Consider the following 16976-nt stretch of genomic DNA (forward strand, 5'->3'; position numbering starts at 1 on the left):
ACCCGGCTCCTGCCTCCCTCGGCAGGGGTACCGGGTGCTTTTTACACCCACAGCGTCACTCAATAACAGCCAATAACATGACTCCGGAGGCACTATGAGAACCCCGCGTTTACCCCGGTCCCTGACCCTGCTCGCACTAGGCCTGGCGGCCGTGAATGCAGCGGCACAAACCGCCTATAACGATCCCTGGTGGGCCAGCCCCAACGCCAATACCAGCTTTGTGGATCACTTCAACAGCCCCAGCATCGACCGCAGCAAATGGCTGGTCGAGAAAGATATTTTTGTGAACGGTGAAGACATCGATTACCAGGATGTGGAATACCCGGCGGCCGACTGGACCATCCGCACCGGCCAGGATGATGCCGGCGCCCTCGACGGCAAGGTGCTTAACCTGAAAGCCCGCTATATGGATGGCCAGATACAGGATTACTACGGCGGCGTTGCCGGCCAGGGCAAGCCCTTGTTTATCCGCTCGGGCCGCATCGAATCGCAAATCGCCGATGACAGCACCTTCGTATACGGCAAGTTTGAAGCGCGCATCAAAATGCCGCCGGCACGCAACGGCGAATTCCCGGCCTGGTGGCTGCTGGGCAACTTCCCCGATGTGGGCTGGACCGCCTGCCAGGAGCTGGACATTGTCGAGTTCACCGGCGCCAACGTCAGCAAAATCCCGCAAACCCACTGGTCGGCCCCCTATCCGGCTTACGGTGGCAATCCCAATAACACCACCTACGCGCAAATGGGGCTCAGCCCCAGCGACCAATACATTACCTATGGGGTGATCAAAACCCCCGAAACCGTGGAGTACTACGTCAACGGGACCAAAACCTATACCTGGACCAAGGCCGAGCGCGGCGACCAGCCCTGGCCCTACCTCTCGCCCATGCGCATGATCCTCAACCACGCTATCACCCATGTGGAATGGCCGGACGTGGGCAATTACAACCGCTTCAGCACCGACCCCAATGTGGCCAATAAAACCGGCTATACCCGGGTGACCACTGGCGTGACCGAGTACGAGTATCTTGATACCGCCGCCATGAACACCAATATCGGCCGCGCCGGTACTGACTTCCTGGTGGACTACGTGGCCCACTGGCCGCTGCCCAGCGCCGACCCCTGGCATAAATACACCGACGAGAGCAAATACAGCTTCTTCCGCCCTGCCAATAACACCAAAGGCTTCTACTCGTTAAAAGGCTGGCTGGCACCCATCTCAGTCACCGGCGACGCCTATCTGCAGGAAGGCGATAACGCCTGGCGCGATAACGGCTTCAAAAACGCCGCCGACGGTTATGTAGGCTCCAAGTGGGCGACCCCGCGCGATGACAACATGCACTCCATCACCATCGATTACGGCGCGGACAAACCCATCCGGTATTTCTGGATCGAATGGAGCTGGAACCTGCCCAAGTCCTACGACATCTACGGCAAAACTGCCGCCGGTAACTGGGAGCATGTACTGACCTCCGACCAGCAAAGTGTCGGCTGGGCCACCCACACCTTTGATGTGAACAAGACTTACCGCTACATCAAGCTGGTCACCAAGGGACGTATCGACAAGGCCGAGCCCATCTGGCTGCTGGAGTTCAAAGCCTTTGAAGATGTCGCCAACGCCTACCCCAAACCCGCCGGCACCGCCCAGGTGGATCGCACCGTCAATGTGCTCGGCAATGGCAGCTTTGTCGACGGTTTGGCCGGCTGGGCCGGTGAAAACTACGACGGTGCCGGCGCCGCCTATGCCGTCGTTAACGGTGAAGCACGTATTACTGCCGCCGCCCAGGGTACAGGGGCAGGCTCCTATCAATTGCACACCCAGGGCTTCGGCCTGAAGCGCAACTATCGCTACCAGGTCAGCTTTCGCGCCCGCGCGGCATCGCCACGCAATATCCAGGTGCGCCTGTCGGAAGACCAGCTGAACCCTTCAACTGCGGGCACCTACCTACTGCAAACTGTCGCCCTGGGCACCAGCATGGCCAATTACAGTTTCAACCTGGATTTCACCGCGGGTGACAATCCCGGTCGCCTGGCCTTCCTGTTCGGCAATATGGGCAATGCCACCACCTATGTCGATGATGTCGTGATCCGTGAAATCGCCTATATAGGTTCGGGCGATCCACTGGTACCCGCCATCAGCGCCACCAACTTCGCCGGTGCCAGCAGCGGCTGGGAAACAGAGTGGTGGGGCGCGCCCCAGCGCGCGGTGGATGGTTCCACCGGCAATAAAGCCAGCGGTCGCCCCGGTATAGCAGATAATCAGGACTTGTGGGTCAGCGTGCGTATTGATCCTTTCTATGAAATCAAGGAAGTCCTGGTTGCGGGCGACAAGTCCGAACCGCGCAGCCTGGCGCAATTCCGCGCCCAATTTGGCAGCGGCAATACCACCTTTATCGATTGGACCAACAGCAATACCGATGGCACCTACGAAAGCTTCACTACCTTCAGCGCCTTGCCACCGGTCAACGAGCGTGACTTCCGTTTCTGGTTCCGCCCACCGGCTGGCCAGGTGGTGGAAGTGGCCGATGTGCAGCTAATGGCGGTGGATCATATGCCGCACCGGATCTACACCATCAACCTGGATGGCGCAGGCAGCATCAGCCCGGCAGGGACTGTCCGCTACAGTAAAAACAACACTGACTCGGCGACCTATAGCTTCACCCCACCCACCGGCCAACAGGTCGCCAATGTGATTGTGGACGGTGTCTCCCTGGGGGCGCTTAACAGCTACACCTTCAATGCCATTGCCGCCAGCCATACCCTGGCCGTGTCATTTACCGGAACCGCTAATCCGCCCCAGTCGTCTTCAAGCAGCTCCAGCAGCTCATCCCCCTCATCATCCAGCGCTGCCAGTTCCAGCACGCCCTCGGTGTTGGTATCCCTGGGAGGTTCTGTGGAGGGCAGTACCAACTTGTTGCCGGCAGCCAATGCCGTGGATGGCAATCCGGCAACCCGCTGGGAGTCCAGCCACGGGGTCAGCCCCAGTTGGCTGATGGTGGATCTGGGCAGCACACGCAACCTGACCCGGGTAGTGATTGACTGGGAGGCAGCCAATGCAGCGGATTACCTGGTGCAGGGCTCCAACAATGGCAGCAGTTGGACCAACCTGAAAACCGTCACCGGCGGCACCTTTGGCAACCGTACCGATACCCATGACCTGAGCGGCAGCTATCGCTATGTGCGCATTTACGCTACAGCGCGCAGTACCGGCAACACCTGGGGCTATTCCATTTTTGAGTTGAAAGTCTATGCCCAGGCAAGTGCTGGCAGCTCGTCATCAAGCAGCGTCGCACCGGCCCTGCTAACACCTGCCGATGCCATTGCCAGTACTGCGCTAACGGCAGCCAGCAATGCGATTGACAGCAATAGCGGTACCCGTTGGGAATCAGCGCATGGCATAGATCCCTCCTGGATTACGCTGGATTTGGGCAGCTCAAAGACACTGACCGGTATCGCGATTGATTGGGAGGTCGCCAACGCGGCCGCCTACATCGTCCAGGGTTCAAACGACAATGCCAACTGGACGGATATTGCCAGTAAATCCGACGGCACTTTCGGCAACCGCACCGACACATTGCCACTGAATGGACATTATCGCTATGTGCGTATTTACAGCACCGCGCGCAGTGCGGGTAACCAATGGGGTTATTCCATCTGGGAGATAAGACTCACCGGATTCTAATTCAACCGTATTGTTATTCGGTCATACCGCCGCCCGCGATTTTATAGCGGGCGTTTTTTTGCAATTACCCCAATGGAAAACATAACCATGCACAAAACCACATCATTCATCGCCTCACTCCTGCTTTCCCTCGGCCTGGGCTGCGCCATACATTCACAAGCTGCCGTCATTACCTTTGATGATTTATCCGCAACAGACGTCGATGCCATCCAATCCGGCTACCAGGGCTTTCACTGGGGCGACGAATTCTGGACCAGCCTTGCCTATATCCACAAAGACACACTGCCCGGCACCGGCTTTGCTAATGGTGTGGTCTCCGGCAATTACGCTGCATTCAATAACTTCGCCACGACATCAACCATTAGCGGCGATCTTTTTACCTTCAACGGGGCTTATTTAACCGCCGCCTGGAACGAGGGTTTGCACATTGAAGTGAGCGGTTTTTTAAATAATGTCTTGCTCTTCACCCAAACCGTTGTGGTTAATACCCAAATAGCCCAATGGTTCAGTTTTGATTTTGCCGGCATCAACCAGCTTAGTTTCCGCTCCTGGGGCGGTACCCCCACCAACCCCAATGAAGGCGGCGAGCATTTTGTGATGGACAATTTCACCGTTAACGAAGCCGTATCAGTCCCCGAGTCATCCCCCCTTGCACTCTTGTTGCTTGGGCTAGCCGCGCTGGCGGCAGGGCGCCAATCCACACGTAACCCCCGTCATTAACAGGCACGTATAAAAAAAGCACCGCTAATGCCACTGCTGTCCCATAGTTCTACTCATAAGGCGAGCCTCATTTGAGGCTCGCTTTTTTTATGATTCGGCGGGTCCGGTATCAGGATGCTTTTTAGACTCCTACGCTCAAACAAATTTAACTGAATTACCCTCATGATCCGTTGAACTGTCCATCCCGCTTTAGTGCTGTGACGCGAAAATGCCAACAATAGATACGTAATCATGGCAATCCAAATTTGTGTTAACACCGCATTTCTTGAAGTGCCCACAAACGCTTTGATCTTCAGGTTTTGTTTGATCGCTTTGAAGAACAACTCCACCTGCCAGCGATCCTTATAAATCGCTGCAATTGTGGCCGCCGCCAGCTGAAAGTTGTTGGTGAGAAACTCATAGAATTTGCCGGTTGTTGCGTCACGATAGCCAATTCGACGCAACTTCGGTGCGCCGCGTTTGATCGCATGAGCGCTGGATAATTGAATGACCTGATCACTGATAATACCTTTGCTGCTGTCGGCATAGCGACGTTCTTCCACGCGATAGACGGCTTTGGCGCGCAAGCGGGTTACAAAGAAAACTCCTTTATCTGTCAATAACTTAAACCAGCGGTAATCCACGTAGCCTTTATCAAACGCAACGATGCTGCCTTTGGGAAAATCAAATTTTCGTCCCTCAATCATGTCGTTTTCCTGGCCATCACTGAGTGCGACAAACTCCGGCACTTGGGTGCCATGATTCAGGCCAACACTTAATTTTACATTTGCTGTGTCATCTCGATGCGCCGCCCAGGGAAATACCGACAGCGATAAATCAATCGCGCTGGCATCAAGGGAGTACAGCGGATTTTTAAACTGGAATTTGTGTTTGCCCTGCATGGATTTACAGCGGTGAAGCAGACGAGCAAATACGTGTTTGTAGAGTTCGGCGGGCTGTACTTCGTTGATTCGTGCCAACGTTGAACGGGCTATTGGCTTGGCACCGAGATGATAAAGTTTATGCTGCTGTGCTTCGAGATTGGATTGAATATCACGCAAGCTTTGGCGGCCAGAGAGCTGCGACATGGCCATGCCGACAAATTGATCCCAGCGGGTGGCCGAGCGCAATTTTTGGCCGACATGATGCTTTTTAGCTTCCGCTTCAAATTCATGTCTCGATAAAGGTTTGAGTAGTTGATGAAATGCGGTGTTAGAATGTGACAAAGCCTGTTTTCCTTTGTTTTACCAATGTTTGGTCGCACTTACATTGTATCAACTTGGAAAACAGGCTTTTCTTTTATCTACAAACTATGGGACAGCAGTGCCGCTAATGCGGTGCTTTTTCGTATTTCCCATCAATGTTTAACCGATTATTGCGCCTTGGCAGGTTTCAGCGGCAAATAAAACTGCTGTGCCACAAAGCGTAATCCCGTACCGGCAAAGTCGCGGTATTTTTGATTTTTTCCAGCGGCATAGAGCACGCCACCATTCGCCAGCAATGCCTGGGCCTCGGCAATATCATCGGGCACGGCGCCAGACAATTCCAGATTCACATCAGACAGTTTGGTAATACGCGATGTACCATTGAGCACTAGCTGGTCATAACTAAAGCAAGGAGTTGTGATACACATAATCCCGTTGTTATTAACAGCGTAAAAGGTTTCAGTAGCGGATACCTGGGTCGCAGAGCGGTAGGCATCTTTCGCTACGAATATACCAAGACGCCCAACGTGATCATCGTTTTTAGGCAATATTGCACCGATTAGCAACAATGGCGTCCTGTTGTTGAAAGAGTGTGCCGTTGCAGCAAGGGGACCGCCACCATAAGTTACCGATGCGACATAACACTCTTCTTGCAAACTGCCATCTGCACAGCGTGTTAACTTCTGGTTAACCAATTTCACAAAATAACCACCGCAGAGCGGTGCAGCGCATTTACGATAATCGGGACGGGCGCTAAATACCTCTGAGCGTATCACCCTGGCGGCAAACACATACTCGATCAGCGGGCCATCAAAAGCGCGTGAATCGACATATCCTGTCGCTTTAATGTCATCACCGACAAAGGTAAAGGCAATATCGCGCACAACACCACCACTATCGTCGTCGGGGTCTGTCGGCAATTGGAAATACACATCCGGACTGGTTGTCACGCTGGATGAAGGAAAAAGAATCCGATCACCTGCAGCGGAGATCTGCGCCACAAAATTACCGCTTAGTCGAGCGGTTGTAGGTGCACAAGGATTTACCCGGCACCACGCCGGTGTCACCACAACCCGCCCCTCCACGACGGCAAATGAATAGGTATTGGATTGTGCAAAGGCACCTGGGCTTATCACGACCAGGCATAACCCTATACAACCCACAATACACTTAACAGTTTGAATGACGATGTTCATTTTACGACTCCCGGTAAATGAGTTAGTAACAATTACACCTTGGCAGCCATACATCCTGACCCGCCGACAAGGTTCGGCCTATGAGAGTAAACCGATGGACCCAATATAAGATCAACAAAGTGACATCCTCTTTTATAGTTTTACTCCCTGTATGCCACAAAAATCCTAACACTTGAAAATGTCCTATTTTGTTAAAGAGTGTTGCATTTTTTATAACGAGTATTTAGCGACAAAAATAATTTTTTACTGATATAAAAAATTCAACAAACACTATGATTTTGTGATCCACTTACCAAAGCCAGGTCAATAACTTCACAATTTGCCCAGCCATCATCAAGCATTAAGCCAGGATTAAGAAAAACCCTGCGTAAACTGGCAACAGCGTTCGGTAATAACGGCCACTTGGCCTGGGAGAAAGACCATGAACAAATCCATGATGATCGGCACTGTATTAGGTATAGGTATTGCCACTACCGGTGGCGCTATTGCAGGTTATCAGTATTTAAAAGAGCCTGATTTCGCAGAAGTCGTCAATAGCCAGCCCATGACCAAGGATATCAAGGTGCCGCGCGAGGAATGTCGCGACGTCACCGTCACCCAACAAAATCCGGTGCAAGATAAAAACCGCATTACTGGCAAGGTAATCGGTGCCACTATCGGTGGTGTATTAGGCCACCAGGTGGGTGGCGGTAATGGTAAAAAAGCAGCAACGGTAGCAGGCGCCATAGCAGGTGGTTATGCCGGTGATCGCGTACAGGACAATATGCAGAAAAAGGACACTTACACCACAACGGAAAAACGTTGCTCCACGGTGTATGACACCCGGGAAGAAATTACCGGCTATCGGGTTACCTATCGCTTGAATGGCAAAGAGTCTGTGATCGAATTGCCCCAGGATCCCGGTCAGCGTATTCCGGTGCAAAATGGTCAATTAGTGCTTTCTCCACAGGATACTCATACCCAGATCCGTTAATGATTGGGAGGAAATTATGTTGCATAAGGTCATTATCGGTTGCACATTGGCAAGCCTGCTGGCTGCTTGCAGCCCTGAACCGGATTCGTCAACAACCACAGCATCCACTAGCAGCAGTGCTGTATCCCAAGCACTTGAGCCGGCGGCGGCTTCATTCCCGGAACCAGCCAAGCCGGCAGAAACCGCTAAACCCGACAGTCCTTTGCTGAATACCTATTGGAAGCTTACCGAGCTTCAAGGGGAGGTCGTTAGCGTTACCGAAGGCAGGCGTGAACCACACCTGGTATTGCACGAAGAAAGCCAGCGCCTGGCCGGTTCCGATGGATGCAACAACATCATGGGCAGCTATAGCTTAAAGGATAATCAACTTAATTTTGGCCAGATGGCCAGCACCAAGATGGCGTGCCCTGAAGGCGGAGAACAAGCTGATAAATTTGGCCGCATCCTGCAGGATGTCACCCACTTTAACATCCATGGCGATACGCTGGAACTGCGCAACCCTGCGGATGAATTGTTGGCGGCCTTCACAGCGGTGGCACTGCACTAACACGAACCAGCATAAAAAAATCCCCGCTTGGGGATTTTTTTATGCGCCAGCCGTGCAACATTTTGTGTATCTCACAAAGTTTAGCTGTGCTGATACTGATCGTCGCCCAAACCCCGTTGACGAAACTCAGTCGGGGTCATTCCCACCATACGCTTGAAAAAACGGTGAAATGCCGAGGGGCTGTTAAACCCGGATTTATAAATAATTTCCAGGATGGTTTCATCTTTCAATTCCGGTAAAAGCAGGAGGCGTTTAGCTTCTTCCACACGATATCGATTGATAAATTCAAAAAAATTACTCTGGTAATGTATTTTTAAAATTGCCGACACATCGCGCGGCTTCAAACCAATCTGCTCGGCAAAACGCTCCAGGTTGAGGTTGGGTTCCAGGAAAAGTTTGTCCTGGTGAACGGCTTTTTCAATAATGTCGACCTTGCTATCCATTTTGGCAGGCTGCACAGGCCTGGCAACAGTTACCACCTGCAAGTCCAATAACTGGCGGGTATTGATCAAACCAAAAATAAACAGTGTGTTTACCAAAATGGCGGTGAGGTAATTATCCATGATACCCAGGGTATCGCTGACAGATGCACTCACAAAACCTTCCAGCAAATACGCAATCAACGACCAGCACCAATGCAGGCAAAAACCGGCCAGTACCGCATCCGCCAGCTTGAGTTCCGACTCGGCAATAGAAGAGTAAAGATCGCGCATTTGCTGGCGCAAGCGGAATTCCGCAATACCGCTGGCGATGATGTAGAGTACCGGGGAAATTTTGACCAATGCCCAAACAATTGCCACAACCAGCTTTTCCGCGCCTTCCAGATGGGTCGTAGGCTGCCACTCCAGGCTGTCAATGCCAAAGCTAACCAACAGCAACACCGCCAACAAGGCCGGAATCAAATGCACCAGGTTTATCCAGCGCAACAACCTGACACTTTGTGAAAGTGAACGCAGATAGAAATACAGTAATGGCCCCTGCAACAGCAGGCAGGCTGCCAACAGGCTGACAACCCAGGGGGTTTGGTTAATGGCGATAGTTTTAAGCTCGCCATTCCAGACAATCAGGGTGCTGGTTAGCACCAGGGCAATCAATATAAAAAAAAACGAGAGTAAACGGCGCGGCTGCAAGTGTTTGGCGGGCAGTACATTCAACAGCACTGCCAACACCAAACACTCCACAGCCGTTAACGCCAACACCAGATCATGCAAGTTAAGAAAATTGGTTTTCATTATTCTTCTCGTGACAACACCAGAACCCCTGGTGCGATCTTATTTGAAAATGCAATGCTTGGCGAAATCGGCAGCTTCATTCGCCGTCAAATCGCCTTTGGGCTTGTCTTTGATCGATTCACACCACTCAGGACTGCCAACCTTGGGTGTACAAGCGACCAACAGTTGCACAGCCATTACCAATACCAGGGATTTGAACAGGGAAGAAAATGAAATAGACATAACCAACTCCATTGATGAAAGGAAACAACAGAGAGATTATACAAAACAGAAGCCGAACACAGGGTGAATCCGGTAAAAAAGCAGATAAGTGGCACCGGCTTGTTACTCCCGGTGCCAAAACAAGTGTAGAAACCGGAGTATTCCCCCGGTTTCTATTGGATCAATCAGGGAAGGCTTTTGAGATGGTTCCCCACAGGGATAGAAAAAATACGCCCATCATTAACGTCCCAATTAATAGACCAGGTCATTACCCCACGGAAATCCGGGTAAGCATTGGTGGGCTGAACACTGCCGCAACCGGTGCGCAATACCAGGCAATTCACCGCATTGTTGATATTTGCCGTAGTCGCCTGACCCGAATTGGCAGCACGCGGACCTGATGGCAGGCCCAGGGCAACCTGGTCAGGACGCAAACCCTGGAAGAAACCGGCCGTGCCATTCGCCAGGGGGAAGCCTTCAATCAACATGCGTGCAGATGCGACCATCATATCAACAGTACCTGCCGCATAGGCCTGGCCGCTGTAAGGCGTTGCTAATCCACCGTTGTTGTACAGCTGCACATGCAATAAATCCAACTCATTGCGCAACTGGTCAATCATCGGCAAATAAGCCCCCCAGATACCGGTGTAAGCCACGTATCCACCCTGGACATAGGGGTGTTCAGGCGCCATGGACACATAGAGGTCGGGGAACATGGCATGCAATTGCTTAATCGCGGATACCATGTTCTGGATAACAGGTGCACCATGTAAAACCCCTGCCCCGCTTTCCAGGTCGATATCCACACCATCGAAACCATATTCATTGATAATCGCTGCCGTGCTGTTAACAAAGTTGGCTAAATTGGTGGAGTTATTCAGCGTTACCGTGCCTTTTTCACCCCCATAGGACAGCACCACATTTTTGCCCTGGGCGCGCTTGGCGGCTACATCCGCAATAAACTGCGCCTTGTTCAAACCGGGATCAAGACGGAATTCCACATTGCCGTTACCTGCGTCATCAACGAAGGCAATCACAATCACATCCCAGGCCGGATCAACATCGGCAACCCTCAGCAGGCCACTGCCATTGTCAAAGTTATGCCAATAACCCACCAGGGCATGTTTTGGCAGAGACGCAGCATCACCCGGTACACGCGCATTACCGGTAGAAGAGCTGCTGGACGAGCTGGAGGATGAGAGAACGGAGCTGGATGAAGACGAGCTCACAATCGAGCTAACCACACTGGATGAGGCAACGGATGAACTGGTAGTACAACTCCGCACTAACTCCCAGGCCATTTGCCAATGGGCACCGGTACCAGGCGCATAAGCCCAGGCGGCAGAAGAACTGCACCAGCCTGCGACGGTACAGCGATACTCACTCCCGGCATTGGTTACCAGTTGTCCCAAACTATAGGCGGTACCCGCCACATATTGGGGGGAAGTACAGTTGCCTCCGGTAATACTGGACACCACCGATGAGCTGGCGATTGAAGAACTCGAAGGAACAGAACTGGATACCAGGCTGCTCGATTGGGAAGAAACTGACGAGGAACTCACGCCATCACAAGTCCCCAACAGGGTCCACTCTTGCCACTGGCCGGAATAGCTGGCTGGGCTATTCCCCTGGGACCACCAGTTGGCCTTATAGGCCTTACCGGCTTCCTGCACCTGGGTTCCCCCGCTATAGGCAGCTGACGCATTCCATACCGGTAGCCCAGTGCAATCTACAGCGAATACCTTGGTTGATAACAAACTTACCCCGAGCAGCGCCAGGGTTAGAAACGACGCCTTCATAAATCCCCCTGTGATCTTGTTGTAAACAGTCGATACATGCCCCGCCCCACACCGAATGCGCGCGACGGAACCACGAGGAGAGAAGTGCACATCCTATACACCCACCCGGATACCTTGCTCAGGAAAGACATTGACCATCTGCACAGCAGCCAATGGAAGACACAATTGACAACATTGTCAAAAATGACTGGTAACGGCTCTTTTTTATAAACGACCTGGCCGGCAGGCTGGTCTGTTATTTGGCACTTAGTCCGTTGATTTTTGTTAAGGCAGCAAAATCACCCCAAATGTCAACGTTGTCAGATATACCATGAGTGTGCGCAAATAACAATCGCGCACCGCAGGGAATGTGATAGGGATAATGGCAAGATTAATCAGGCAGGAGCGACCTGGCGCTGGCGCACCGCTTCAAACAGGCAGACACCGGTGGCGACCGATACATTCAGGCTACTCACACTACCCGCCATGGGAATATGCATCAATTGATCGCAGGTTTCCTGGGTCAGGCGCCGCAGGCCATCGCCTTCAGCCCCCATCAGGATGGCAATAGGCCCGGTCAGGCGAGTCTGGTAGAGCGATTGGCTCGCCTCACCGGCGGCACCAAATAACCAGATGCCCTTTTCCTGCAGTTTTTTCAGGGTGCGCGCCAGGTTGGTCACGGGAATAAAGGGCAACACCTCGGCCGCGCCACAAGCTACCTTGCGCGCAACCGGGGTCAGGCCGGCAGATTTATCCTTGGGGGCGATGACGGCATGCACACCTGCCGCTTCCGCCGAACGCATACAGGCACCCAGGTTGTGCGGGTCTGTCACACCGTCCAGCACCAGCAAAAACGGTGGTTCATCCAGTGTCTCCAGCAGGGAGAACAGATAGGCTTCATCGTAGGTTTCACCCGGGGTACAGCGCGCGACAACCCCCTGGTGGTTTTCCTCACTGACCATATCATCCAGCTTATTGCGACTCACCAGGTTGCAGTGGATCTGGTTCAGCTCAGCAGCATGGGCGATCTTTTGCAGGCGCTGGTCCTGACGCCCCTGCAGCACATAAATTTCCAGCACCCGTTGCGGCGCGCTTTTTAACAGCGCCTGCACCGCGTGCAGGCCATATACCAGTTCGTATTTCAATCGTCTTTACTCGTACAGGAGCACAGCCAGAATCCGCTAGCGCTCGGATATTCGCGTCTCGCGCTCGCGCCATACGCGGCCACTGACACGGTAGATTTCTGTTTGCAAATCGGCAGCAGGCTGGAATTCCTCACTGGTCAGCCAGCGATTAATCCGTCTTGTTAACCTTAGCCACCGGTCTTTTAACAGCAGCCTTCGGTGCTGCAACGACAGCCTTGCTTTTAGCTGTTTTCTTCGCTGTTGGTTGAACCTTTGTTGACGCTGTTTTAGATGCAGCAGTTTGTGCTTTACGCTCATGGCTGGCCTCTTTAGCGGCTGATGGTTTTGCAGCGGCTTTGGTTTTTGGGGCCGCAGGCGCTGATGTTTTTACTGCTGTTTTACCGGCGGGTGTTTTTACCTTTGCCTTTTTGCCGGAGGCTTTACCAGCGGCAGGTTTTTTGACAGCGGATTTTTTGGTGGTGGCCGCTTTAGTAACGACGGCATTGGATGCCTTTTTAGCCGTGGTCTTTTGGGACTCAACCTTTTTGCTCACCGGTGCTTTATCCGCTGCTTTTTTCACGGCCCCTTTTTTCACCGCTGCCTTGGCCTGGTCAGGTTTTTGTTTTTTCGCCTTGGCACCCGCAGCCTTTGTTACCACTGACGCCTTAGCGGGCGAGGCAACGTCAACTTTTTTAGTCCCGGCTTTTTTCCGTGCCCCAGCCTCAACCGGGGCCTCGACCGGATCAACCCGGGCGGGAATTCCCTGCTTCACCCGAGCCTTGGCTGCACGCTTATGGGCCTTGGGCACTACCGAGGAAGCGGGTCGACGCACGGCCATACTGGACTCGATTTCAAAATCGATTTTGCGATTATCGAGATCAACACGCACCACGCGCACCACCAATTCATCACCCAACCCGAAAACACGGCGTGTGCGCTCGCCAACGAGACGCTGCTGGGCAGCATCAAAACGGTAGTAATCATGGGGCAAGGAGGTGATATGCACCAGGCCCTCGATATAGAGATCATTCAACTCAACAAACAAACCAAAACTGGTCACCGAGCTGACATGGCCATCGTAAACACCACCCACCTGGTCGCGCAGGTATTCACACTTGAGCCAACTTACCACATCGCGGGTTGCCTCATCTGCACGGCGCTCGGTGCGTGAACACTGTTCGCCAAACACCAGTATCTCATTGACGCTATAGGGATAGATTTTACGCCGCGCGATAGGCTTGGCCCCTGCTACACGCTGCACATGCGTACTGGGCTCTTCGCTGCGGATAACCGAGCGGATCGCGCGATGCACGAGTAAATCCGGGTAGCGACGAATGGGCGAGGTGAAGTGGGTATAGGCATCGTAACCCAGGCCAAAATGGCCATGGTTTTCCATCTGGTACATGGCCTGGCGCAGGCTGCGCAGCATGACGGTCTGGATTAAATGGGCATCGCTGCGCCCCTGGATCTGCAGGAGTAGCTGTTGATAATCAGCCGAGGTGGGATGATCGCCACCGGCCAGGCCCAATCCCAGCTCAGCCAGGTAGGTGCGCAGATTAGCCAGCTTCTGCTCGGTAGGCCCTTCGTGTACGCGATACAGGCCTATCAGACCATGCTTTTCCAGGAACTTAGCCGCACACACATTCGCGCAAAGCATACATTCCTCGATCAACCTATGGGCGTCGTTGCGCTTGACCGGCACGATACGCTCGATTTTGCGCTGGTCGTTAAACAGGATACGGGTTTCCACCGTCTCAAAATCGATCGCACCGCGCTCATCCCGCGCCTTGCGCAGGCATTGGAACAACTTGTACAAAGACTCAAGCTGCGGCAGTAATGGTTTGTACTCCTGGCGCAGGGCATCTGCCTCTTCGCCTTCGCCGGTCAGGATTGCACCCACCTTGGTGTAGGTCAGGCGCGCATGGGAGTGCATGACCGCCTCGTAGAATTGATAGCCGGTGATGCGCCCTGCATCACTGATAGTCATCTCGCATACCATACACAGGCGATCAACCGCCGGATTCAGCGAACACAGGCCATTGGAGAGCGCCTCCGGCAGCATAGGCACTACATAATCCGGGAAATAGACCGAATTGCCACGCGCGCGCGCTTCTATATCCAGGGGACTATCCACCTGGACATAGTGGGATACATCGGCAATCGCTACATACAGGCGCCAGCCGCCGCGACGACGCTCACACAATACCGCATCGTCAAAATCGCGCGCATCCTCACCATCGATGGTGACAAAGGGCAAATCGCGCACATCAACCCGGAACTTCTTATCCGCCTCCTGTACCTCGGGAGGAATCCGGGAAGCTTCATCGACCACTTCCGATGGCCAGCTGCTGGGTATGCCATGGGCCTGGATGGCCAATTCAATTTCCATCCCCGGCGCCATGTGGTCGCCCAGCACCTGGATCACCCGCCCCATCGGCAGGCGGCTCTTGTCCGGTTGCTGGGTGATTTCAGCTACCACAATCTGCCCGTGCCTGGCACCGCCATAGCTGCCAAAGGGGATCATAATGTCGTGGGTAATGCGCGGGTTTTCCGGGCGCACAAACTGCACGCCCTCTTCGTTGTAAAAGCGCCCGGCCAACTGCCAGGTATTGCGCGTCAGTACCTCGACAATCGCCCCCTCCTCCTTACCGCGGTACTGCTCCCCGGACAGGCGCACCAGCACCTCATCGCCATCAAATACCTTGCGCATCTGGCGGTTGTGTAAATAGATGTCCTCGCCCCCATCAGCCCGGATGATAAAACCATAGCCATCGCGGTGCCCCTGAACCCGCCCGCGCACCACATCGATCTTATCCAGCCGCACAAACGCACCGCGCCGGTTGCTGATCAGCTGACCATCGCGCGCCATGGCAATCAGGCGGCGACGCAAGGCCTCCACCTGCTCCTCATCGCGGAGCTTGAGCATGTCGCACATTTGCTCGTGGGTAACGGGTTGGTCAGCAGTATCCAATAGTTCCAGGATGTACTCGCGGCTGGGTATAGGATTGTCGTACTTTTCAGCTTCACGCGCCGCGAAGGGATCTTTGGGGGGGAATTTACGCTTACTCAAAATCGGCGTCCTTTAATCGGAGGATATCGGAAGGAAGTACAGTTATGGGGGCAACCTGGCCCGAATAAAACCGGCGCCCGGAAATAAAGGCAATACCTATGGATTATAGGGCAGGCTTGGCGACAAACCCACCTGACTCTTCCTGGCGCGCATATAAACATAAAATAATTACAGACAAGCGTTGACAAGCCCATGGCCGGAAATTATAGTGCGCGGCCTCAGCTGCTGATGCACTGGGAATGCCCAGGTGGTGAAATTGGTAGACACGCTAGCTTCAGGTGTTAGTGGCCCCCGGCCGTGAAGGTTCAAGTCCTTTCCTGGGCACCATACATAAAAGCCCCGATCGAAAGATCGGGGCTTTGTTGTTTTTACCTGACAAAAACGCTATTGCAGCCGACAGGGCACCCATAACATGTCTTGAATTGACAGTTTATGCTTCACATTGTTAGAAGGGGTGACCCTACCTAGGGAACCGCTGAATAATCCAATGGTAGCGACGACCTTTCAAGAAGGGATAATTGCGTAAAACAATTTTGCAGGTAAGTTGCAATCGCGCAACCCTGTTCACGGACGTAAAAATGCCCTCCGGGAAATCGCTGATAAAATATTGGTTGCCGTGTTAGGTCTTGCCAACGCAACATTTCCACCATGTTTGTTTCACTGTCGTTTTCACCATCACAAATAATAATGGGAGAGTTCAGTTGGATAGGGGCAGTGCGATAACTCTCCAGTACTTGATAATCACAACGCATGCTCGGCAAAAATTGCCGCAAAATTTCCGGCTCTTCCAGCAATACGTCGTGAATGCCCCCCAAACGTTTAAGGCGTTGTAAAAATTCATTATCACTTAACCTATGCATATCCCCACCATAAACAATATGGGGCGGCAAACGACCGGAAACACATAGCGCCGCAACGTGAATGCCTTCGCTTTCCAGGCGCTGCGCAATATCATAGGCCAGTATCGATCCCATACTATGGCCAAATAGTACAATCGGAACAGTGATTTTCTGAAGCACAATATCGCGGACAAGAGGGGCTGTAATATCCTGGATATTCGTCGCGCATGGCTCGTTGAAACGCCCCTCCCTTCCCGCCAATAATGCCGCAGATAAATAGACCTCAGATGAAAAAAAGCGTACCCAGGAGCGATACAAACTTGATCCCCCACCAGCGTGGGGCAAGCAAAACAATCTCACTGAAACAGCGTCCGTTGCGGGGCTAAACGATCCCCACCGACTCATGGATGACGCAGGAGATTTGGACATATTA

General features: G+C 53.0%; 12 protein-coding genes and 1 tRNA gene. 5 read left to right on the top strand and 8 right to left on the bottom strand.

Translation table 11 applies throughout. The features are described from left to right. Positions 1-94: 94 nt before the first annotated feature. Positions 95-3679, top strand: a complete 3585-nt coding sequence (locus CJA_RS14355; RefSeq protein WP_012488566.1) for a discoidin domain-containing protein — start codon at positions 95-97, stop codon at positions 3677-3679. Between the two features lie 87 nt (positions 3680-3766). Further along, entirely contained in the window at positions 3767-4399 is a 633-nt protein-coding gene (locus CJA_RS14360) for a hypothetical protein (protein WP_012488567.1), read from the top strand. A gap of 53 nt (positions 4400-4452) precedes the next feature. Here CJA_RS14360 and CJA_RS14365 read toward each other — a convergent pair whose 3' ends face one another. Both CJA_RS14365 and CJA_RS14370 read right to left on the bottom strand, forming a co-directional pair. Then, entirely contained in the window at positions 4453-5604 is a 1152-nt protein-coding gene (locus tag CJA_RS14365; protein WP_012485938.1) for an IS4-like element ISCja2 family transposase, read from the bottom strand. A gap of 146 nt (positions 5605-5750) precedes the next feature. Then, positions 5751-6779 (bottom strand): DUF6748 domain-containing protein, encoded by a 1029-nt coding sequence (locus CJA_RS14370; protein WP_012488568.1) that lies wholly within the window; start codon positions 6777-6779, stop codon positions 5751-5753. Between the two features lie 421 nt (positions 6780-7200). Here CJA_RS14370 and CJA_RS14375 point away from each other — a divergent pair, with 421 nt between their 5' ends. Next, positions 7201-7752, top strand: coding sequence for a glycine zipper 2TM domain-containing protein (locus CJA_RS14375; protein WP_012488569.1), 552 nt, complete (start codon positions 7201-7203; stop codon positions 7750-7752). Positions 7753-7768: 16 nt separating this feature from the next. Further along, the gene (locus tag CJA_RS18765; RefSeq protein ID WP_012488570.1) at positions 7769-8299 is read left to right on the top strand and encodes an META domain-containing protein; all 531 of its coding nucleotides are present in this window, start codon (positions 7769-7771) and stop codon (positions 8297-8299) included. A gap of 80 nt (positions 8300-8379) precedes the next feature. On the opposite strand, the gene CJA_RS14385 is transcribed toward CJA_RS18765, so the two are convergent. The 5 genes from CJA_RS14385 to rnr all read right to left on the bottom strand — a co-directional run bounded on the left by CJA_RS14385 (position 8380) and on the right by rnr (position 15704). Further along, complete coding sequence (locus tag CJA_RS14385; protein ID WP_012488571.1) at positions 8380-9531, bottom strand: AraC family transcriptional regulator; 1152 nt, start codon at positions 9529-9531, stop codon at positions 8380-8382. A gap of 39 nt (positions 9532-9570) precedes the next feature. Continuing rightward, positions 9571-9753 carry a DUF3012 domain-containing protein gene (locus CJA_RS14390; protein WP_012488572.1) on the bottom strand — a complete coding sequence of 61 codons (183 nt, stop codon included), beginning with the start codon at positions 9751-9753 and terminating at the stop codon, positions 9571-9573. Between the two features lie 164 nt (positions 9754-9917). Next, positions 9918-11531, bottom strand: a complete 1614-nt coding sequence (locus CJA_RS14395) for a chitinase (protein WP_012488573.1) — start codon at positions 11529-11531, stop codon at positions 9918-9920. Positions 11532-11905: 374 nt separating this feature from the next. Continuing rightward, positions 11906-12655 carry a 23S rRNA (guanosine(2251)-2'-O)-methyltransferase RlmB gene (rlmB, locus tag CJA_RS14400; RefSeq protein WP_012488574.1) on the bottom strand — a complete coding sequence of 250 codons (750 nt, stop codon included), beginning with the start codon at positions 12653-12655 and terminating at the stop codon, positions 11906-11908. A 148-nt stretch (positions 12656-12803) separates the two neighbouring features. Continuing rightward, entirely contained in the window at positions 12804-15704 is a 2901-nt protein-coding gene (gene rnr, locus CJA_RS14405; protein WP_012488575.1) for a ribonuclease R, read from the bottom strand. A gap of 241 nt (positions 15705-15945) precedes the next feature. On the opposite strand from rnr, the gene CJA_RS14410 reads away from it, so the two are divergent. Beyond that, positions 15946-16031: transfer RNA gene (locus CJA_RS14410), tRNA-Leu, on the top strand. 137 nt (positions 16032-16168) lie between these two features. Here CJA_RS14410 and CJA_RS14415 read toward each other — a convergent pair. Then, positions 16169-16972, bottom strand: coding sequence for a thioesterase II family protein (locus tag CJA_RS14415; RefSeq protein ID WP_083766875.1), 804 nt, complete (start codon positions 16970-16972; stop codon positions 16169-16171). Positions 16973-16976 lie beyond the last annotated feature (4 nt).

Source organism: Cellvibrio japonicus Ueda107, assembly GCF_000019225.1.
Taxonomy (GTDB): Bacteria; Pseudomonadota; Gammaproteobacteria; order Pseudomonadales; family Cellvibrionaceae; genus Cellvibrio; species Cellvibrio japonicus.

Bases quoted from the DNA above. Each gene is read 5' to 3' on its own strand.
- CJA_RS14355 (WP_012488566.1), top strand. From the start codon at position 95: ATGAGAACCCCGCGTTTACCCCGGTCCCTGACCCTGCTCGCACTAGGC.
- CJA_RS14360 (WP_012488567.1), top strand. From the start codon at position 3,767: ATGCACAAAACCACATCATTCATCGCCTCACTCCTGCTTTCCCTCGGC.
- CJA_RS14370 (WP_012488568.1), bottom strand. From the start codon at position 6,779: ATGAACATCGTCATTCAAACTGTTAAGTGTATTGTGGGTTGTATAGGG.
- CJA_RS14375 (WP_012488569.1), top strand. From the start codon at position 7,201: ATGAACAAATCCATGATGATCGGCACTGTATTAGGTATAGGTATTGCC.
- CJA_RS18765 (WP_012488570.1), top strand. From the start codon at position 7,769: ATGTTGCATAAGGTCATTATCGGTTGCACATTGGCAAGCCTGCTGGCT.
- CJA_RS14385 (WP_012488571.1), bottom strand. From the start codon at position 9,531: ATGAAAACCAATTTTCTTAACTTGCATGATCTGGTGTTGGCGTTAACG.
- CJA_RS14390 (WP_012488572.1), bottom strand. From the start codon at position 9,753: ATGTCTATTTCATTTTCTTCCCTGTTCAAATCCCTGGTATTGGTAATG.
- CJA_RS14395 (WP_012488573.1), bottom strand. From the start codon at position 11,531: ATGAAGGCGTCGTTTCTAACCCTGGCGCTGCTCGGGGTAAGTTTGTTA.
- CJA_RS14415 (WP_083766875.1), bottom strand. From the start codon at position 16,972: ATGTCCAAATCTCCTGCGTCATCCATGAGTCGGTGGGGATCGTTTAGC.